This is a genomic window from Jiulongibacter sp. NS-SX5 (genome assembly GCF_052828545.1).
Window position 1 is genome coordinate 2,755,683 of the sequence record NZ_CM128248.1, and the last position, 21,043, is coordinate 2,776,725.

17 protein-coding genes are annotated in these 21,043 nt (G+C 38.5%); 10 read left to right on the forward strand and 7 right to left on the reverse strand.

Annotated features, from left to right (window positions below):
* The first annotated feature begins 1 nt into the window (after window position 1).
* The 4 genes from ACUXV0_RS12215 to accD all read left to right on the forward strand — a co-directional run bounded on the left by ACUXV0_RS12215 (window position 2) and on the right by accD (window position 6,004).
* On the forward strand, window positions 2-1,600 hold the full coding sequence (locus tag ACUXV0_RS12215; protein ID WP_446189840.1) for an Ig-like domain-containing protein: 1,599 nt from the start codon (window positions 2-4) through the stop codon (window positions 1,598-1,600).
* Window positions 1,601-1,998: 398 nt separating this feature from the next.
* A complete protein-coding gene (locus ACUXV0_RS12220) occupies window positions 1,999-3,798 on the forward strand; it encodes a tetratricopeptide repeat protein (protein ID WP_446189841.1) in 1,800 nt (599 codons plus the stop codon).
* A gap of 78 nt (window positions 3,799-3,876) precedes the next feature.
* Window positions 3,877-4,995 carry an MORN repeat-containing protein gene (locus tag ACUXV0_RS12225; RefSeq protein WP_446189842.1) on the forward strand — a complete coding sequence of 373 codons (1,119 nt, stop codon included), beginning with the start codon at window positions 3,877-3,879 and terminating at the stop codon, window positions 4,993-4,995.
* A 163-nt stretch (window positions 4,996-5,158) separates the two neighbouring features.
* Window positions 5,159-6,004: an acetyl-CoA carboxylase, carboxyltransferase subunit beta gene (gene accD, locus ACUXV0_RS12230; protein ID WP_446189843.1), complete on the forward strand. Its 846-nt coding sequence runs from the start codon at window positions 5,159-5,161 to the stop codon at window positions 6,002-6,004.
* A 5-nt stretch (window positions 6,005-6,009) separates the two neighbouring features.
* Here accD and ppk2 (ACUXV0_RS12235) read toward each other — a convergent pair whose 3' ends face one another.
* Together ppk2 (ACUXV0_RS12235) and ppk2 (ACUXV0_RS12240) are read right to left on the reverse strand one after the other, a co-directional pair.
* Window positions 6,010-6,774 (reverse strand): polyphosphate kinase 2, encoded by a 765-nt coding sequence (gene ppk2 / locus ACUXV0_RS12235; RefSeq protein WP_446189844.1) that lies wholly within the window; start codon window positions 6,772-6,774, stop codon window positions 6,010-6,012.
* A gap of 4 nt (window positions 6,775-6,778) precedes the next feature.
* Window positions 6,779-7,639, reverse strand: a complete 861-nt coding sequence (ppk2, locus tag ACUXV0_RS12240; RefSeq protein WP_446189845.1) for a polyphosphate kinase 2 — start codon at window positions 7,637-7,639, stop codon at window positions 6,779-6,781.
* A 131-nt stretch (window positions 7,640-7,770) separates the two neighbouring features.
* Here ppk2 (ACUXV0_RS12240) and ACUXV0_RS12245 point away from each other — a divergent pair, with 131 nt between their 5' ends.
* Both ACUXV0_RS12245 and ACUXV0_RS12250 read left to right on the forward strand, forming a co-directional pair.
* Window positions 7,771-9,138, forward strand: coding sequence for an NAD-dependent succinate-semialdehyde dehydrogenase (locus ACUXV0_RS12245; protein WP_446189846.1), 1,368 nt, complete (start codon window positions 7,771-7,773; stop codon window positions 9,136-9,138).
* 76 nt (window positions 9,139-9,214) lie between these two features.
* Entirely contained in the window at window positions 9,215-10,147 is a 933-nt protein-coding gene (locus ACUXV0_RS12250; protein WP_446189847.1) for a hypothetical protein, read from the forward strand.
* A 2-nt stretch (window positions 10,148-10,149) separates the two neighbouring features.
* On the opposite strand, the gene ACUXV0_RS12255 is transcribed toward ACUXV0_RS12250, so the two are convergent.
* Window positions 10,150-10,992, reverse strand: a complete 843-nt coding sequence (locus ACUXV0_RS12255) for a 1,4-dihydroxy-2-naphthoyl-CoA synthase (RefSeq protein ID WP_446189848.1) — start codon at window positions 10,990-10,992, stop codon at window positions 10,150-10,152.
* A 96-nt stretch (window positions 10,993-11,088) separates the two neighbouring features.
* On the opposite strand from ACUXV0_RS12255, the gene ACUXV0_RS12260 reads away from it, so the two are divergent.
* Window positions 11,089-13,812 (forward strand): CHAT domain-containing protein, encoded by a 2,724-nt coding sequence (locus tag ACUXV0_RS12260; RefSeq protein WP_446189849.1) that lies wholly within the window; start codon window positions 11,089-11,091, stop codon window positions 13,810-13,812.
* Here the strand turns inward: ACUXV0_RS12260 and ACUXV0_RS12265 are convergent.
* Together ACUXV0_RS12265 and ACUXV0_RS12270 are read right to left on the reverse strand one after the other, a co-directional pair.
* Entirely contained in the window at window positions 13,755-14,429 is a 675-nt protein-coding gene (locus tag ACUXV0_RS12265; RefSeq protein WP_446189850.1) for a hypothetical protein, read from the reverse strand. The genes ACUXV0_RS12260 and ACUXV0_RS12265 overlap by 58 nt on opposite strands.
* Window positions 14,422-14,922 carry an RNA polymerase sigma factor gene (locus tag ACUXV0_RS12270; RefSeq protein WP_446189851.1) on the reverse strand — a complete coding sequence of 167 codons (501 nt, stop codon included), beginning with the start codon at window positions 14,920-14,922 and terminating at the stop codon, window positions 14,422-14,424. Before ACUXV0_RS12270 ends, ACUXV0_RS12265 begins: the two co-directional genes overlap by 8 nt.
* Window positions 14,923-15,027: 105 nt before the next feature.
* Between ACUXV0_RS12270 and ACUXV0_RS12275 the strand changes: the two genes are divergently transcribed.
* The 3 genes from ACUXV0_RS12275 to ACUXV0_RS12285 are packed head-to-tail and all read left to right on the forward strand — an operon-like array spanning window position 15,028 to window position 17,694.
* Complete coding sequence (locus ACUXV0_RS12275; RefSeq protein WP_446189852.1) at window positions 15,028-15,426, forward strand: hypothetical protein; 399 nt, start codon at window positions 15,028-15,030, stop codon at window positions 15,424-15,426.
* Between the two features lie 29 nt (window positions 15,427-15,455).
* Complete coding sequence (locus ACUXV0_RS12280) at window positions 15,456-17,168, forward strand: tail fiber domain-containing protein (RefSeq protein WP_446189853.1); 1,713 nt, start codon at window positions 15,456-15,458, stop codon at window positions 17,166-17,168.
* 10 nt (window positions 17,169-17,178) lie between these two features.
* Complete coding sequence (locus tag ACUXV0_RS12285) at window positions 17,179-17,694, forward strand: hypothetical protein (RefSeq protein ID WP_446189854.1); 516 nt, start codon at window positions 17,179-17,181, stop codon at window positions 17,692-17,694.
* Here the strand turns inward: ACUXV0_RS12285 and ACUXV0_RS12290 are convergent, their stop codons facing one another.
* On the reverse strand, window positions 17,695-18,600 hold the full coding sequence (locus tag ACUXV0_RS12290) for a DUF4249 domain-containing protein (RefSeq protein ID WP_446189855.1): 906 nt from the start codon (window positions 18,598-18,600) through the stop codon (window positions 17,695-17,697). It lies immediately after the preceding gene.
* A gap of 7 nt (window positions 18,601-18,607) precedes the next feature.
* Window positions 18,608-20,965, reverse strand: coding sequence for a TonB-dependent receptor (locus ACUXV0_RS12295; protein WP_446189856.1), 2,358 nt, complete (start codon window positions 20,963-20,965; stop codon window positions 18,608-18,610).
* Window positions 20,966-21,043: the final 78 nt, after the last annotated feature.

A 21,043-nucleotide genomic window follows, 5' to 3' on the forward strand; every position in this document is an offset into this window, starting at 1 on the left:
AATGAAAAGAATATTAGTCGTTCTAAGTTTACTTATTACAGGGTGTGCACAGTTTGTCCCACCTACAGGAGGAGACAAAGATGAGGATCCTCCGGAACTTATAAGTTCATACCCTGAAAACAAAACTCTAAACTTTAAGGATCAGCTTATAACATTAGAGTTTAATGAACTCGTAGAGAGTACTACCCTGAGACAAGAAATGATCATTACTCCTAAACCAGAAGGAGCTTATGATCTTAAATCAAAACCATATGGAGTTCAACTTAAATTTGATGAACCCCTTGAGGATTCTACCACGTACACCATAAACTTCCGGAATGGTATAAAAGATCTGAACGAAAAAAATCCAGCACGTAATTTAAAAGTGGTATTTAGTACCGGAGATTATATAGACTCCCTGGAGATAAGTGGTCAGATTACAAATTTGCTATCAGGTAAAAAAACAGATGAGGCCACGGTTGCTCTATATGACCTCAATAAAGAAGATACACTACCACTCTTAAAACAAAAACCCAAATACTTCTTTACTACAGACACTACCGGGAACTTTGTTTTTGAAAACCTTAAAGCCTCTCAATATCGCCTATTAGCTTTTACTGATAAAAACTCAAATCTCTATTTTGATAGCAAAACGGAATTCTTTGGATTTCTATCAGACACGATTAGTCTTGATTCAAATATTGTAAATCTTGATCTACAGGTCTACCCCAACAATATTGACCCACCGAAAATCAAAAGATCATTGTCAAGACAAGAGAATTTTTCCATATCCTTTGACAAACCAATTAAGTCCGTAATACTTGAATATCTCAACCCGGCCGATTCTCTTACGTACAAATTAATGGGCGATGAACTACTATTTTTTAATAACCCATTTACAGAAGATACAGTACAAACTAAAATAATAGTTCTAGATTCTATAGGAAATTCGCTAGAGGAAGAGAAGAAAATTTATTTCAATAATAATCTTAGAAACTCGAAGAACGAGAAAATTGAAGCCTTCAGAATAAACGTTGAAAATATAAACTCTAGAGATAAACTAGTTTCTCCAAAAGAATACATTCTTGAATTTGAAGAACCTATATCCAACATAGACCAATCTAAGATTACACTAACAGCAGATACTACTTATACCATACCCTTTGATCTAACGTGGTTAGATGACTCTCAGACAAAACTGAAAATTGCTTTTACACATAATGTAGAAAGAGAAATTGAGTTAAATATACCATCCAACGTTATAACTAGCTATAAATCAGATACTAATAGCACTTATACACTTATCAACAAAGTTTATCAACAAGAAGAATTGGGTACTCTTTCTGGTCGTTATACAAAATTTGAAGGCAACAAAATTGCCGAATTACTTCATGCCAAAACTTTAGAAATACTTCAAAATCAATCATTTACGGATAATTATCGATTTGATAATGTTATCCCAGGTGAATACAAGATTCGAATTATCGAAGACTTGAATAATAATAATCAATGGGATACCGGAAACTTTGAAGAGAATAAACAACCTGAAAGAGTCGTTGTGAGCAAAGGAACGATAAAATTGAAAGCAAACTTTGAGATTAATGATATTCAACTCAATTAATGTGAATAACCCTGTGAATTGTTGACGAAAAGTGTTGAATAAACAAACGTACAATCCACAGCTATTCACAATAAATCAATTCAAGTTTGAAATCAGGTGGAATAAACAAGTAAACTTTCAGTTCTACCCAACTTTTACCAGAACAATTAACTATCAAATATCAACCAAATTTAAAGGCAATATGAAGTAATTGTTAAATCCAAGAAACAGTGGAGAACTCAATAAATTACAGAGAATCAAAAGATTAAATGTGTATTACTTCTAAACTTATTCACGAAAACCTACACAGAAATTCACAACTACTGGAAGCAAGAAAATCAATAGAAATATTTAATCACAAATCCACAGGAGTAATAGTTAAAAACAATAAATAAATAATATCCTTATTTTTATTTTATATGAGATTCCTAAACACACTAATAATAGTTTTGATCTGCGGCGGCTTGAGTTTTTCTCAGGATCTGGAACTGGCTCATGAATATTTTAATCAGGGTGAATTTGAGAAGGCGGCGGAGCTCTATAAAAAGCTAAGCAGGGATAAACAGAATAGTAGGAGTATACATGATAACTTCTATAAAACTCTTGTGCGTTTAAAGCAATTTAAAGAGGCTGAGGAGTACTTAAAAAAGGAAGTAAAGGATTTCCCTACCTTGATCGTTTACAGGGCGGATTTGGCCTATTTATATGAGCAATCAGGTGATACAGAAACCGCCGAGGAAGCTTATCATGAACTTGTAGAAACTGCAGCTGCTAAAGACGCTTATGTGTATCAGTTACAAAGCTTTCTTTATCGGACCAATAAAATGGATGTTTTGATTGATTTATTATTAAGGTCAAGAGAGCTATCCAATTCTCCTGATAAACATAATATTCAATTAGCCAGGGCATACCTCTATGCAGGTAAAAAGCAAGAAATGCTGGAAGAGGTTTTCTCTTATGGAATAAGTCATCCTCAATCTGATTATGTACAGAGGACTATCCAAGATAATATCAAGGACGAGGAGGAGATTACGATGCTGGAGCGTCTTTTATACACGCGTATCCAAGAAAATCCTGGTTCAACATACTATAACGAGATTTTGATATGGCATTTTGTTCAGCAAGGTGATTTTAGAAGAGCTTTTACTCAAGCAAGGGCTCTTGACAGACGTCTCGCTTTAAACGGAATTAAGATTTATGAGCTGGCTAATCTTGCTTACAGCAATAGTCAATACCGAGACGCGGCCAGAATGTATGAGTATATAATGGCAGAGTACCCCGCTGCAGACTATTATGCCTATGCTAGAAGGCTTAACATTCAGTGCAGAGAGCAAATCATCAAAAATACTTTTCCGCTCAATAGAGAGGATATTATAGGCCTTATTCAACAGTACGAAAATCTTCTGGATGATCTTGGGAGAACTACCAAGACCATGGACGCCTTAAGGAATATGGCATTGCTTCATGCTTTCTATCTGGATGACCATGAAAAAGCTATCAACATCCTGAATGAAGCAATATCTCAAGCAGGTTCTAATCAGGATTTTAAAGATCTGTGCAAGTTGGACCTGGGAGATATTTATATCCTGAAAGACGAACCGTGGGAGGCCACTTTGTTATATATGCAGGTGGAAAAATCTCAAAAAGAGGATCATCTGGCAGAAATAGCAAAGCTTAAAAATGCCAAAATGTACTATTACACCGGTGAATTTGAGCTTTCAAAAGAAGTTTTAGATATTCTTAAAAAGGCCACTACAAGAGAAATTGCGAACGATGCTATGCATTTGAGTCTGCTCATTCAGGATAATATAGGCTTGGATACCACAGATGCCGCTATGAAAGCATATGCCGCTGTAGATCTGCTAATTTTTCAGAATAAAACAGAAAAAGCCTTAGTGGCTTTAGATTCTATTTTCGAACTGTACAAGTCACATTCACTTGCCGATGAAATTCTGTGGTTGCGTGGCAATACACACTATAAAATAGATCATCTGGAAAAGGCTCTAAACGATTTTGATGGTATCCTGGATAACTATAAATATGATATACTGGCAGATGACGCCCTTTATATGAAGGCCAAAATCTATGATGAAAACCTGAAAGACAATGAAAAGTCTATGCAGCTTTACAGGCAGATTTTAGCTGAGTTTCCGGGTAGTATTTATAGTGCAATGGCACGGAAAAAGTACAGAGAACTCAGAGGCGACTTCGTTTTCTAAATCGGGACTTCAATTCCTTTATACTAAATCAGGAGAAAGGCTCGTTGAAAAGGTGCATTTAAATCAGACCTCCTTCTTATGACCTCCTTCAGAAAAGCTGCTTTAAGTCTATTTACTGTCCTGACGGCTTTTACATCTATGGCTCAGGATTCCACAGTGACTTTTGCCTGTAGTTATACCAGCAATAAAATCAATGAAAAAGCTATTTGTGACCTTCTTGGCTACAGAACCAGACCAGAAGCACAACGAGCAGTTGAGAAAATCGTGAGTAGATCTGGATTGAAGCAGAATTTCTATGTCATGGAATGTCCGAATATTGACAATTGCTTTGCAGCCACACGAAACGGTGAACGATTAATCGTTTATGACGGAAGTTTTATGAGAAGGGTCAATAGTCTGGCAAAAACAGACTGGGGTGCCATGAGTGTTCTGGCACATGAAATAGGGCACCATTTACAAGGTCATACGCTTAAATATGGAGGTTCTGACCCGGAAAGGGAGCTTGAGGCCGATGAGTTTTCCGGTTTCGTGATGTATCAGATGGGAGCAAGTCTTAAAGAGGCTCAATCGGCCATCTGGAAATTAACTACTGATTATGACACGGGTAGCCATCCTCCGAGAAGAAAAAGACTGGCTTCAATAAAAACAGGTTATAATAAAGCAAAGGCCCTATATCCTAGAGTTAATGCAGAGCCGGAAACGGTAAAAGAAAGCCAGCCGGAAGTGCGTGAAAGAGAAATTGATCGCCCTAAAATTGAGCCTGTGGTGGTAGAAAAGCCCGAAATAAAAACACCTGTTAAGAAAGTTAGAACGGGCTGTATAGAAGGAAACTGTGGGAATGGTTTTGGGGTAGCGGTAAATCACAGAACCTATGAAAAATACGCTGGTAACTGGAAAAATGGTAGAAGAAACGGTCATGGAGTAGAATATTACGCCGATGGTCTAAAGAAGTTTGAGGGAGATTTCTCCGGCAGCTCTTATCATGGTTATGGGACCTATTTCTTTAAAAATGGCGATCGTTATGTCGGTAAGTTTAAGAATAATATCATGCACGATGACCAGGCCATTTATTACTATCGCAATGGCGACCGCCTTTTTGTGAGATACGTCAATGGTAAAAAGCAGGGTAGGGCAAAGATTATATATTACGGGGGTGTACAGGGTACAGTCTACTTTAAAGATGATGTAGAACTCTAGGATTCGGACTTACGTCAAAAAACTAACTTCCTGATAACAAAAGAACTGTATTTCTTACGATACCTCGTAAACAATACCTCCGGTTCGAAAATAAAGTCTGTACTTAAGTGGTGCAGACTTTCTTCCTATATTTGCCCTCTAATTAAATTCGAAAAGCAAGTCTATGTCTTGGTTTCAACGAAAAACAAAAGGAATTAACACCCCAACCGAGCTTAAAAGAGAGGCACCGGATGGTCTTTGGCATCAGTGTTCTGAGTGTAAGCAGGTAATGCATACCCGCGAACACAGAACAAACGCCTATACCTGTTTGCATTGTAATTATCACGATAAAATAGGCTCTGAAGCCTATTTTAAACTGCTTTTTGATAAAGGTGAATTCAAGGAGTTAGATGCTGATATGAGATCCGGAGATCCTTTGGAGTTTGTAGATACCAAGGCTTACCCGGATCGTATAACGAACACAGAGAAGAAGTCTGGCCTTAAAGACGCTTGTCGTACTGCTACTGGCAAAATGCATGGAAAAGACATCACCGTTTGCTGCATGGATTTTGGTTTTATCGGTGGTTCTATGGGCTCTGTAGTAGGAGAGAAGATTGCCAGAGGTATTGACAATTCCCTGAAGAAAGGAATTCCTTTCCTTATGATTTCAAAGTCAGGTGGTGCCCGAATGATGGAAGCAGGTTATTCATTAATGCAAATGGCCAAAACATCGGCTAAACTTGCTCTATTAGACGAAGCTAAAATTCCTTATATCTCCTTATTAACAGATCCGACTACTGGTGGTGTTACGGCTTCTTTTGCCATGTTGGGAGATTTCAATATAGCAGAGCCGGGTTCGCTAATTGGTTTTGCAGGACCTAGAATTATTAAAGAAACTATAGGTAAAGACTTACCTAAAGGGTTCCAAACGGCAGAATTTGTTCTTGAACATGGCTTTTTAGATTTCATTGTAGATCGTAAAGATCTCAAAGATAAACTAGCCAGTCTTTTGAATATGCTACGCAAATAAGAAGACTATTCGTAAGGAATAGTCTCCAGAATATGGCTTAAGGCTGAGATTCGGGCCTCTGTTTTCTTATTGGCTTTGATGATGGTCCACGGTGCATTTTCAGTGTTTGTTACTTCAAACATTTTCTCTTTGTATTCCGTGTATTTATCCCATAATTCCTGTGCTCTCAGGTCTACAGGAGTGATTTTCCAGCGTTTTAAAGGGTCTGATTTGATTTCCTCAAAACGTTCTTCCTGCTCTTCTTTGGTAATGGAGAAGTATAGTTTAATCAGGTAGGTATCGCTTGACTGCACCATTTTTTCAAAATCATTGACCTGGCTCATAAAACGCTCGTACTGTTCTTGTGTACAGAAGTCATTTACAGGCTCCACGACAGCTCTGTTATACCAGCTTCGGTCAAAAAACACTATTTCTCCTGGTCTGGGAAGGTGATTCACATAGCGTTGGAAATACCATTGACCTTCTTCCTCGATCGTGGGTTTTGGCAAGGCTACCACACGGTATCTTCTTGGGTTAATATAGGCCGTAAACCTTCTGATGGCTCCACCTTTACCTGCGGCATCTCTTCCTTCAAATATGATTACAACCTTTTTATTATTATTGATTACCCAGGTTTGAAGCTTGATAAGTTCAGTCTGTAATTCCTTGAGCTTATGATCATAATTGGCAAGGCGTAAAGCCCTTTCCAGATTGACTTTTTTGTTCATCAGAATCCTTCTCAGGCCTTCTTTTGAATTCAATATTTTTACGTCTTCTTCGCTTAATTTCATATCCTTATTTATCAATCTGTTCTACATTTCTGAAATACCTCATAATCACGTTAGGATCAGGAAATAAATGGGCTTTTGAGCTATTTCTACGGCTATAATCAAACTTTGAAAGTACATACTTGATGCTTTCCAGCCTGGCAGTTTTTTTATCATTGGTTTTGACCACTATCCACGGACTAAATGATGTATGCGTGTTTGAGAACATCTCCTCTTTATAGTAAGTGTATTTGTCCCATAGTTCCTGACCTTTCATGTCTACAGGGCTAAATTTCCATTGTTTCAATGGGTTTTCCATCCGAGATTCAAAACGCTTTTGTTGTTCTTCTTTTGAAATGGAGAACCAAAATTTGATGATATGAACACCATCTTCGTAAAGCATATGTTCAAATTCAGGTACCTGAATCATAAATCGTTTGTACTGTTCTTCAGTACAAAAGCCCATGACTGGCTCTACCACGGCTCTGTTATACCAACTTCGGTCAAAAAACACGATTTCTCCCGGTTCAGGAAGCTCTTTGATGTATCTTCTAAAATACCATTGCCCTTTCTCTACCTCGGTAGGTTTATTAAGAGCAACTACCCGCATAGCTCTTGGGTTAAGATGTTCCACAAAACGCTTGATAGATCCTCCTTTTCCGGCGGCATCTCTACCTTCAAAAAGAATAGCCACTCTCTTTTTGTTTTTCATGACCCATTGCTGAAGATCCACCAGCTCAGCTTGTAATTGCTTCAGTTCATCTTCGTACCGAAGTTTACGAAGTGTTTTCTTGATCTTAATATCATTTTCCTTAGCAATCTTGATCAATTCTGACCTCGTGGATGCATTTTCCAGCTGTTCGGCTGTATATAAATTCTGTTCTTCCATCAGGATTTGCCTGTTCTTCTTGTGTAAAAACTAAATATAGGAATGATATTTTAATCACACCCAAGTGAATACATCAGTTTTCAGTGAACTGGAAAAAGAACGAAATGTTTTATCAATAAATAGAGCTATAAATGACAATCACAAGTATAAACCCGGCTACTAATCAACCCATCAAAGAATACACTCTTGCTACAGATGCAGAAGCTAAAGAAGTCTTAGAGAAGGCTGAAAATACTTTTCAAAAATGGAAAAAAACGGAGTTTCAGGAGCGTTCAGAACGAATGAAAAAGGCTGCTGAGGTTTTAAGGTCCAATAAAATAAAGTACGCCGCCATCATGACTCAGGAAATGGGCAAAACGCTGTCTTCTGCCGAAGCTGAGGTAGAGAAATGTGCTTGGGTATGTGAGTATTATGCAGACAATGCGGAGCAGTTTCTACAAGATGAGATGATTGAAAGTGATGCTTCTAAGAGTTTTGTCAGTTTCCAGCCGATGGGTGTCATATTGGCTGTAATGCCTTGGAATTTTCCATTCTGGCAAGTTTTTCGTTTTGCGGCTCCTGCTCTTATGGCGGGTAATGTAGCAGTCTTAAAGCATGCCAGCAATGTACCTCACTCTGCCGAGCTAATTCAGGAGGTTTTTGAGGAAGCCGGCTTTCCAAAACACTTGTTTACAAACTTGTGGATAAGTGGAAAGCAAGTGGAAAAACTGATAGAAAATCCTATTATTAAGGCAGTTACACTTACCGGAAGTGAGAAAGCCGGAGCAGCTGTAGCATCTAAAGCAGCACAAAACATTAAGAAAGCCGTATTAGAGTTGGGTGGCTCAGATGCTTATTTAATTTTGGAAAATGCCGATTTAGACCTTGCTGCTGAGAAATGTGCGGAAAGCAGATTATTGAATAGCGGACAGAGTTGTATTGGAGCCAAAAGATTCATTGTTATAGACAAAGTTTACGACGAATTTCTTCAAAAATTCAGATCAAAAATGGCCGAGGCTGTTTTGGGCGACCCTACCAAAAAGGAAACTACACTAGCTCCGATGGCCAGAACAGACCTTCGAGATGAACTGCATGAACAAGTACAGGAGAGTGTGAAAAAAGGAGCCAAAATACTTATCGGTGGAGAAATACCAGATTTGCCTGGAGCATATTATCCGGCTACTATATTGACGGATGTAAAACAAGGAATGCCTGCCTATGAAGAAGAGCTTTTTGGGCCCGTAGCAAGTGTTATAAGAGCCTCAAACGAGCAAGAAGCTATAGAGATAGCAAACGACTCAAAATTTGGCCTGGGAAGCGGCGTTTTCACGTCAGACCTGAGTAGAGGAGAGCGTATTGCCAAAAATGAGTTAGAGGCTGGTTCATCGTTTGTGAATCAATACGTAAAATCTGATCCTCGCTTACCATTTGGAGGTATCAAAATCAGTGGTTTTGGTCGTGAATTATCACATTATGGTATTCGTGAATTTGTGAACGTGAAGACGGTTTATATAGCCTAGAAAAATAGAATCTGATAAAATTCTATTTTGATCCTTTAATGTTGATCTATATTTTCGGGTCTACTAATTCGAAAATATGTTTAAATCCACACTATTCTTAGTTTCCTTCTTGTTGGTTTGTTTTTATTCTTTTGCTCAGGATGGAGAAATCAAGGTTAATTCAGAATGGAATCCAGATCAATCACTTAGTATTTATACAAATAGCCAAAAAACAGGTCAAAATACGGTTAAACTCAAGTTCACTACTTTAAGAGGTTTTGAAGCCAGAAGGGTAAGTAATAAAATATTCATTGCCACAGTCGGACCTGGAAAGAAAGAAATTTTAAGACTAAAAAAGATACCAGATTATACCGGTCAATCTGCTAGATATAATTATTCAGTATTTGATGGTGCTTCTTTAAGAAAATCACCAGATGAGAACTTTAAATATGTTCTTCCTACTTCAGAAAATACCGATATTAAGGTATTTAGCGTTAGGGATATTTCAGATCTTGAAATTGTAAAGGATAAAGGGTCAAGCTTTTTTGCTATTGGATTTACTTTTAGGGGTAAAGACTCAATTTGTGCTGTAAGAGCAGGCCAAGTACTTGAAGTCGTGAATATTTTGAAAGTAGAAGAGTCACGTGAAACAATTTATCAATCTGGAAGAAATAAAATAACTATTCAGCATAAGGATGGCACTATCGCTAAGTACACCATTACTGCCCCGGTGGATATGATGATTAAAGAAGGTGAATTTGTAATACCTGGTCAACCACTTGCTGCATTTAAGGATGCTGAATTAAAAAATAATCTTCAATTACAGGTTTATTATTTAAGCAATTCGATTCTTAGATCACCAGATATCGGCAAAAAAAGCCCGTATGTAGGAGTTCCTCTTAAGTTTACAGCCAATAACGGAGAGTTTTTTGGAGTTTTAAAGAAAAACGAAGAATACAAACAATATCTAAATCCAGATATTATTTCTGAAGAACTTTCAAAAAGACAGAAGAAGAAACTTAAACTCTAGTTTTAAGAATACTTCGGAAATTTCTCAAACTCAGGTCTACGCTTCTCCAAGAATGCATCACGGCCTTCACGTGCTTCATCGGTCATATAACCCAGGCGAGTAGCTTCGCCTGCAAAGATTTGCTGTCCTACCAGTCCGTCATCTATCATATTGAAGGCATATTTCAGCATTCTGATAGCCATCGGGCTCTTTTCTAGGATCTTCTGTGCCCACTCAAAAGCGGTTTGTTCTAGTGTTTCATGTGGAACAACAGCATTTACCATCCCCATTTCAAAAGCCTCCTGAGCAGAATAATTATCGCCCAAAAAGAAGATTTCACGGGCTCTTTTTTGACCTACCTGGCGGGCCAGGTAAGCCGATCCATAACCTGCGTCATAACTGGCTACATTGGCATCAGTTTGTTTGAAAATCGCATGCTCTTTACTTGCCAATGTCATATCACAAACCACATGTAAACTATGACCACCACCTACAGCCCAGCCGGGTACCACAGCTATTACCGGTTTGGTCATAAAACGAATCTGACGTTGTACATCCAGAATATTAAGTCTACCTACACCCACTTCGTCTTTATATCCATCTTTGCCACGGGCATTCTGATCTCCGCCACTACAAAAAGCCCAACCTCCGTCTTTTGAGGATGGACCTTCTCCACTTAAAAGAACTACGCCAATCTCACCGTCGTTTCGAGCATCTTCAAAAGCGTCAATTAGCTCAAAAACGGTCTTTGGTCTGAATGCATTTCTTACTTCTGGTCGGTTAAATGCAATTCTGGCTACGCCATCGGCTTTTTTGTAGGTGATGTCTTCGTATTCTTTGGCAATCTTCCAGTTTGGACTTGGCATAAGTGAGTTTTATTTGACCGTAAAATTACGTCAAATTGATAAAAAGAAAGAAAGTGCAGTAATTAGTTAATCTAAAGAGTTGCTAAGATCACCATTTTGAATTTCTTCAAAGGCCACAATTTCTTCAAAGCTGCCTGTTTGACGGTCAGTATTTTCACTGTTTTGGCTTGTCAAACTAAGTCGAGAGAAGTGACTTCTGAGAAGGTTTCATCAATTAACAATTCCGTCGATTCTACATTTCAGAAAACGGTAGATGACATCTTGTATTTAGCTGATAACATATCAGTTGATTCTGCTAGAAAACAATTCAACTTAATATCCTTAGACTCGCTTCAAAACTTTAAAGAGAGGGCTAAATATCACTATGCAAATGCCTATTTATTAGACTATGAGGGAGAATTTGAAAAATCGATAGATACATACAAGAAAGGTATCCAGCTGATAGAGGAAAACGGTGATTTAGGCAATGAAGACCTCCCCATTTTATATAATGATATGGCTTATGTTTATGGTGAGCTTCAGATTCAACCTTTAGAGCGAGTGAGCTACGGGAAAGCTTTTCAGTACATAGAGAAATACCACCCTGACGATCTGGATAATTATTCTTCAATTTTTATGAATTATATGCAGGCTCTCTCTGACTACGGAGATAGAAGGAAAGCCACAGAGGTCAGAGAAACAGCAAAAAGCCGCTTAAAGGGAGTTAAAAAAACTTTGAACGGGTATAGGTTTTACCTGGGTGATGCTAATTATTTACGCTCGTTTCCTATTTCCAATGAGATAGAAAGAGTGAGGAAAGATTTTGAGGATTTTCAGTCAGGTTTAAGTCAATATGAAAAAGAAAGGTTTTCAAATTACGCATTCTACACGCTTGATGCATTGGGTTATGGTTTACTTCGATTAAAAGATTATGAAAGTGCCGAACGTGTTTTTACTCAAATGAAAGGTATTGCAAAAACGAATTTGAATAAGATGAAGGCCGAATCTAACCTGGCTGCAACCTATTTGAAAAGGAAGCAATATTTAAAAGCCGAAAACACCCTGAAGCAAAGCTTTAGCTACCTCTCAGAATCTCCTTTAGAAATAAATGGTCTAATGCTACTTACAGCAAGAAGTCAGGCTTTGTCTCGTGGAGGTTTGCAACAGAAAGCAACTGGTCTTTTGACCAAAATGTGGGAAAACTATTTGGGAGATAAACTTCATAGTCATAAGCTTCAAAACATAGAATTTAGTCAGAATAGTAACAGATGGTTATACATTTTATACACTTCAGCCGAGGTTTTCAGAAGGGACTTTGAAAATTCGGGTGATGAAGAATCGTTGAAACTGGCAGGAATATTTGCTCAAAAGTCTTCTCAGATGTTTTCGGGTTATTACGCGAAAGGTATTTACGACGAAGAACTGAATGAACACTTCAAGGCGGTTTCTAATGAGCTTCTTCAATATCAAACGTTGTCAAATTCAGACTTTAAAGAATCCATTTCAATATTAAATCAAATTGAAAACAATAGATCCAGCTACGTTTGGAATAAATTTTTGAACAGGCAGTTTGATCAACAAGGCTCGAGTTTTGAAGATTTTGCCTCGCTTCAATATGCTTTAAGCACAACCGAAACCGAGCAGGATCGACAAAACCTGTGGAATAAGAAATTTGAACTGATTGAGAATTTAAACCCTACTTGGGCAGATTTGATCCGTAAAGAAATTGATGTTTCAGAAATAGCTCAAACACTTCAAGGTCAGCAGTCCATTTTAAGGTATTTATTCACGGAAAATGAATTATGGGTTTATCAGTTAAGAAATGGCGATATAAAAGTCATTAACCTTGGTGATCGTGAAACAATTGAAAATGAGATAAAGGCATTTTACAAGGCCGTTTCGTTAAGAAACGAAGAATATAAAACCCTGGGTGAAGGGTTATTTTCCAATCTCATTGAACCATTAAACCTGACGAATTCCGATGTAACGATAGTGCCGGATGGTTTACTTTCTCAACTTCCGTTTGAAGCCCTGGGTTCAAAACCCTTAATTCATAATTTGAATATCAGTTACTTGGATGATTTAAGGTTTTATAGAATACCTGAAGCAATCCAAAAGCAGAAATCTGAAATACTGGCTTTGGCACCAGATTACAAAAGTACTGATGGATATATGGAGCTGAAGTCTACCTTTCAGGAGGCTGAAGGTCTTCAAGAGATTTACAAGGCCACAGTTTTAAAAGGCAAGCAAGCCACTAAAGCTAACTTTCTCCGAAACTCACCAGAATATACGGTCTTGCATATGGCCATGCATGCCAGTTTAGATTCATCAGAATACCATAACTCTGCATTGGTTTTTGATGATGGAGGACAGCTGACATTTGACGAAATTTCTGCACTACAAATACCGGCAAAATTGGTCGTTTTAAGTGCATGTAACACAGGAAATGGCAAGCAACTACCTGGAGAAGGATTGATGAGTTTATCCAGAGCACTTACATTGGCCGGGAGCCGATCTCTACTGCATACCTTATGGGAAATACCAGATACCGAGTCGGCAGAAATTATGTCAAACTTTTATCAGAACCTCTCTGAGGGTAGGGATAAAAAAGAGGCTTTGACTGAGGCAAAACGAAAGTTTATCAATGATAACCCGTTGAAAACACATCCTTGGTATTGGGCAGGATATGTATTGAATGGGGAAAAGGAAAGCTTGGAATTGAAGAGGAAGGGAGTTGACAAAGCCTGGATCATATTGTTAGCAGTAACTCTTCTGATAACAGGCTATTTTATTTTAAAAAGGAGTTCCTCGGCTTTGTCGCGTAAAGGAAAGTCTATCTGAGAAAGCTTTTGAAGTAGAGGCTTAGCCTTATCCTTTTGGTCGTTTTTCAAATATGCCAAGGATAGATACCAGAGACGATAGGCATCTAAAATTGACTCATAGGACTGCTCTTTTAATAAACGAATGGCATCCTGATCTCTGTTTAGCTCAAGTAACGTCATACTCTGATAAAACCGAGCAGTATCTCCTTCACTAAGGTTCAATAAGTCTAGAGCCTTGTCATATTCACCATTTTCATATGCCCTGAAAGCATCTTCTTCTTGGTTTTCTCCTCTTGTAATAGGCGACACTACGTTTGGAAACTTTTGATAGTAACTAGCGTACAGATTTTTGTCCAGATCATTTTTTGGCCATAAAAACCAAGTGAAACTCAAAAGTATCATCGCTGCTGCCGCCCATTTCGCCCACAGCGGAAACACTCGCATTCTTTCCTGTTCTTTAAAAAGCTCTTTAAGTTTATATCTCTCTTTTTGATTTATCCCTTCCTGAATCTCACGTTCAAAATCATATTGGCTTTTAGGAATTACATCTTCTTTGAGCATTTGCTCAAAGGTCAGGCGTTCAGCTTCTGAAAGCTTATTTTGCAAAGCAAGCTCAAGTAATTTCTCTTTATCCATTGGTCCGCTTCATTAATGCTCTTAACTGAGCAATACATCTTGATTTTTGACTTTTCAGGACATTTTTGTCCTTATAACCCAGTTCTTCACAGATATCATCAAGTTTTTTTTCATGATAATAAAATAGTTGGAGTATAGCTCTACATCTTTCTCCCAGCTGTTGTAAAGGAATATCAATCTTAGGTTTTTCGAACGGGTCAAAAGCTTTTTCAGGGGTTTCATCGGTTTGTAAAATAGCTTCCTTGAATCGTTTAAAAATCAAAAACTTACCGATACCAAAAAGGTAGGTTTTGACTGTTGATTTTAGACTTTTCAAATTTCCCTTGCGAGCATTTTCTATCAAAACAATACAGGCATCCTGATAAATATCTAAGAGTTCTTCTTCAGGAAGCCCATAGCGGGCACCAAACCTCAAAAAGTCCTTTCGGTTAGTCTTATAAAATTTACCTAGAGCCAGATCGTCAGCCTCTGCTAGCTTTTGAAACTCGTTCAAGTCTTAGTGTCTGTTTTACAATGAAAGTAAACATAAAGAAAAAAATATTGCTGGATGTTAACCTTTTGACTTCCTGTGACACTAAAGGCTAAAACTTTAAAAACAATGAAAACTATTTTCTTAACTCTATTAATTGTCGCTTTTAGTATCAATATTCAAATCACTCCACGTGTAAATGAAAAGCAACAAGCTAGTTTTCAGGAAAACCCTGAAGCCTATCTAAGAAAGTTTAGTGAACAAAAACTAATAGGATTTCAACTGAATAGTGACGGTAAGGTTAAGGTTCAATACTATTCAGCCATAAAGCATCAAGGGAAAGTACTTTTTAAGTCAGAAGCACAAACAGGTGTCATGTTCCCGGGTGACTTATTCTTTCCAGGTAATATCTTTTTTCCGGGCGACCTATTTGATAGCCTCCCAGCAGGCAAAAATGAGATAGTGGTGTTTATAAAGCCCCAGGAAGGAGGAGAAGAAACTAAAGCATCTGTATGGTTTAAGAAGTAGGGAATAGTCAAAAACGTAACGTTACATTCATGAGATTCAAGTGTTTAATCCTTTTATTTTTAGTTGGTTTATCAGAAATAACCCTTGCTCAAAGCACGGTAATAGGGCCAGGTACAGTCCTTCCTCAAATGACCAGTGCCCAGCGAACGGCCCTTTCTAATCCGGTAAACGGGATGTTGGTTTTTGATACAAGCACCAATAGCTACTGGTTTATGCAAAACACCAATTGGGTAGAATTGCCTAAAGGTGGCAGCACATCCAATTACTGGGAAATTAACGGTTTAGAAGGGAATGAATTGAAGAACACCAACAGTGGAGGTTTATGGAGTGCGAACCCAACAGTAGTTGATTTAAGTGCTGATGATGTGTCAAACCCACCTACGGCACCAGTAAATGGAGATGGAACCAGATTGATGTGGATACCTTCACGATCAGCTTTTAGGGTAGGAACAGTGGCTGATGATTATAAATCATGGGATGCAGATAGCATAGGTTTATTTTCATTTGCTTCTGGTTACAATACTAAAGCGTCAGGATTTAATTCTTCAGCATTTGGAGCTTATTCACAGGCGACGGGTTTCAGATCATCCAGTTTTGGTGTATATACGAAAGCCTCAGGAAACGTTTCGATGGCATTTGGTGCTAAAACTATTGCTTCTGGATCTTTTTCATTCTCAATAGGTGAAGAAACTCTAGCTTCAGGCAATCACTCTATTTCTGGCGGGTACAGGACGCATTCTGCTGGCAGCCATACAATAGCATTTGGAGACTCGGCTGTTTCTTCAGGTACCGCCTCCGTGGCGATGGGTAACAGGTCTAGGGCAACGGGAGAAAGTTCTGTGGCTTTAGGAAAGGAAACATCTGCCTTTGGTCAGGCATCTTTTGCGGTAGGCTGGGGGTCAAAAGCCTTAAACAGCAGGGCTACGGCAATGGGTAACCAGAGTATGGCTTCCGGCCAGATATCGTTTGCCTTAGGAAACACGGTTCATTCAAAAGCATATAGTGCTATGGCAATAGGTTCATATAACGATATATCAGATAGTCCTGACCTATTTAATATTTCTTCTACTGATCGCCTCTTTCAAATTGGAAATGGAAGTAGTGATGAAGTTCGATCAAATGCTATGACCGTATTGAGAAACGGCTACATAGGCACTTATAATGTCACAGATCCGCAGGCAAATTTACATCTTCAATACGCTAGCACAGATAACTGGGATGCCCATTTAAGACTTCAATTTAGCCCTACAGAATACGGTAACATTGTTTATGACGCAGCCGGACTTAAGTTTAGAAACTGGGGAATTGGCGACAACTTCTATTTCAGAAATAGAAATAATACCTCTGTTACCACCATTTTTGAAAATGGAAATATGACCATCGCGGGCACACTCACTCAAAATTCTGATCAACGTTTAAAAAAGGACCTAGTCAAAATCACGAACTCTTCTAAAAAACTTGAAGGTTTGCAAGCATATAATTACCACTGGAAAGCCGCAGAACGCGATAAATCCCTTCAAACGGGACTCTTGGCACAGGAGGTTCAGAAACATTTCCCCGAGCTGGTTATTGAAGATGAAGATGGTTTTCTATCGGTCAATTATTTGGGATTGATACCACATATAATTCAAGCTCAGCAAGAGTTAAGAAAACAAAACAATGCCTTGGAAAGAAGATTGGCAGAAATTGAAAAAATGCTTCAGGAAGAACAAAGTGACCTTGTTACCTCCAGAACCAAATAATTAATTAGAAATGAAAACATTATTCGTACTTATTTCACTGATGAGTTTGACATGTAGTTCTCCAGTCTCCAATGAGGGTAGTCAAGCCAACGAAGACTTAAAGAAAAGACCTGCATGTGAAGCCATTGAGCTATCTCATTTAATTGCTCTTTTGGATTGGAATGCCGAAAATATTGTTACCCAGGATTTAGGGTTCAATGAGAAAAGGTCTGCATGCCAGTTTATTCATCAAGAAGAGAAGCTTTTTATTCGTTTGGGCTGGAACTCTGAAAAGGCTATCGAAAATAAAGTCTCAGAGAACAGATTTAAGAATTACTTACAAAACGGTGAAGATGGAGTCATATATGAATCAATAGATTCAAACAAGATTCTCTTCGGACAAAAAGAAGATCGTTTTGGCAATAAAATCTATTTGTTGAGGAAACGTTTCGATAATAAAGCTGAAGCCCAAATTGAACTCAACACAGAGAAAACCCAAGCAGATGAAGTTAAAAACATGCTCCTGCATCTAATGGAAAAGCTTTAACTATTCACTGGGTCTTGCCTTTGTGCTGTCTATGACGGTACTCATTTCATTGACTTGTGATATTCCAAAGAAGCCCAGGGCTTTGCGATCAGAATTACTATTCAGATTAAAAATGTTAGTAGGAATATTTGCCGGAGGAGTTGCAAAAATTCCTCCATTGGCAGACTCTTGACGAACCTGTAACAGGTAAAAATAGGCATCTGGTGTAGTACTCCAAAGCTCCACTTTTAAGGAGTCGCCATGTTGATAAAACCCGTCGTTGATAGATTGACGAATAGGCAGAATAAAAGTTAAGCCATTGGTACCGCCACCCGGTGAAAACCCTCCATCGTACGAGATCGCTATTTGAGCAGGGTCAATATTTAGCTCTCCGTTTTTGGTTGTTCTTATCCAGTAAGTATCCCCTTCTTCCTCAAAATCTTTAGCGTAAAATTCTGCAAAATATCCTGAGGTTTCCGTACTGTCATCTCCTGAGATCGGGAATTCAAAAAACTCATAGGCAATAGAATCAATGGCAGGAACGGGTTTAAATATTGAAACTGCTGCATATTCTTCATCTCTGTAATTGACATACAAAGCATACTGCTTATTTTCTATTAAAGCCGATGCAAAGTTTTCAGGAAGGGCATATTCTCCATTTGAGTTGATGTTTTGAAAAGGATAGGCTACACTATCTGCATCAAAAAGAATCACTGTAGCGTCATTGACGGCCGTTGGTTCAGAATTATCAAAATAGGGCTGTGATAAAGACAATTTGATAATTTGTGGCTCAGCCTTATTGGTTAACCAGGCATCGATTACCAATTGCTCTACTCCATCCTGAACGTCCAACTGAATAACATCTTCACAGGAACTTAGAAGAGCCCCTGAAAACAGAAAAGTTAGATATATAAATATTCGCTTCATCGTCTTTTTAGAAATTGAAATTATAGGTAACTGCAGGAAGAATACTCGCAAAAACAGAGTATTTCACGGCTTCTGTCATGGCAAAATTGTCCTCATTCTGACGGACATACACGGAGAATGGGTTTCGTCTGTTATAAACATTATACACAGAGAAAACCCACTCGCTTTCTCCTTTTTTGAAGAAGGCGTGTTTGTTTTTCAAAGTAGCCGCTAAGTCCAGTCGGTGAGAGGCTGGGATTCTATAGCTGTTTCTGGTATCGTAATAGTTATGCGGTAGAGCCACACCTTGCCAAATGTATTTATTGGTAGGGAAAGAAGCTGGGGTGCCAGAGGCAAAACTAAAGGTGCCCGAGAATGTCCATTTCTTACCGGTGTCATAAATACTTACCAATGAAAGGTTGTGCATTTTATCAATACGTGCCGGAAACCATTCTTCATTATTTAGCCCTTCTACAAGGCGTTCCGTTCGGGCGAGGGTGTAGCTAATCCATCCGTTAAACTTGCCGGTGTTTTTCTTCAAATAAAACTCAGCCCCGTAAGCTCTTCCATCTCCAATTAATAGATCTGCCTCTACGGCAGGATTAAGCAGTAAATCGGCGTTTCTTACGTAGTCTATTTGGTTCTGAAGCTCCTTGTAATAGACCTCTACAGATGCCTCATATTTGTTATTATCAAAGTTCTGAAAATAACCTAAGGCTACTTGATCTGCTATTTGAGGTTTAATATTATTACTGCTCGGTGTCCAAACATCCAAAGGTGATGAGGCTGTAGTGTTTGACAAAAGATGAATATACTGAGCAAGGCGATTATAACTTAGCTTGATGGAGCTATTGCTTCCAAGCCCAATATTTGCAGAAAATCGAGGTTCCCAGTTTCCGTATTGTTGGATAAGCTCGCCTTTATCTACCGGTTGAATATCCGTGACAGGTTTTCTTTCACCCGGTTCAGAGTTGGCCTCGTCTAGTATGACTTTATTCCCTTCGCCGATATAGCGGTAGTCGGAGTATCTAATTCCATATTGAAGTGAAAGTCTGCTGTTTATTTTCTGCTCATTACCGATGTAAATGCCCGACTCTACGGCATATTTATCTGGTAAACCAATAGTTCTTGTTTCTCCGCTTGATACGGCTTCCGCTTGTCCGGGATTGAAGCGATAATAAATGCTTTGACCTCCAAAAGACAAGGTGTTATTCGGGTTGATATAGTATTCAAAATCTGGCTTAATACTATAATTCTGTATGTTAGACTCCCATTTAAATGAATCCTGATCTTCTTCATTGCTGAGGTCAGAGTCTAACAAGTAGTCATAATTGCTGTAGAACACCGTAGTATTCATAAAAAGCTTGTCGTTGAAAACGTGATTCCAGCGTAGCGAAGTGGTGGCGTTACCCCAGTTAAAACCAAAGTCGGCACCAAAAACATCTCTACCGAAATATCCACTCAGGAAGAGAGTGTTATTATTATTGATTTTATAATTGCCCTTGGCAGTAAAGTCGTAAAAGTAAAACCGTGATTCTTTGAGATCATCATTTAGAAATGGCTTTGCCAGAATATCAATATAAGATCTTCTAAGTGCCACAATGAAAGAACCCTTGTCTTTCAGGAATGGTCTCTCATAAGAGAACCGGGAGAATATTGTACCCAGGCCTCCTGAGAATTGTGGTTTTTTAGAGTTTCCTTCTTTCATTCTCACATCCAAAATGGATGATACCCGACCCCCATATCTTGAAGGTATACCTCCTTTGATAAGCTTCACATCTTTTACGGCATCCGGATTAAACACTGAAAAGAAACCAAAAAGGTGAGAAGAGTTATATACTGGTGCTTCATCAAGTAAAACTAGATTTTGGTCAATTCCGCCACCTCTTACATTAAACCCGCTGGCTCCTTCTCCTACCGATGAAACCCCCGGGAGAAATTGAATACTTCTGATGACATCTACTTCACCTAGAAAGGCGGGCATCTTCTTTATGGTTTTCATGGCTACCTTGTTCACAGACATTTCAAGGCTTTTGACGTTGGCGTCTTCTCTGTCTGCCTTAACCACAACCTCCTGGAGTACAGAAGTTTCATCAGCCATTTCCAGATCTAAAGTAGTACTCTCCTTTAATTCTATTCTTTTTGTCAGCGACTGGTAGCCAATGGAGCTTAATTGTAAGGTATAGTTGCCGGCAGGCATACTTATCGAGTAAAATCCGTATGCATTCGTTTGTACGCCGGTTTGGAGCTCAGAGACATAGATACTTACACCTATCATGCCTTCACCGTTACTGGCATCCCTTATATAACCGCTAAGACTAAGGTTCTGGGCAAGTATATGAAAGTGGCTGAGTAAAATGAGGCTGAGTAGCCCAAGTTTTTTCATGAAACTAGTTTTGAGGTTTTACTTTTCCACGAAGTAACGATTCAGGTTAAGTCATGGTTTGATTTATCATGATATTTT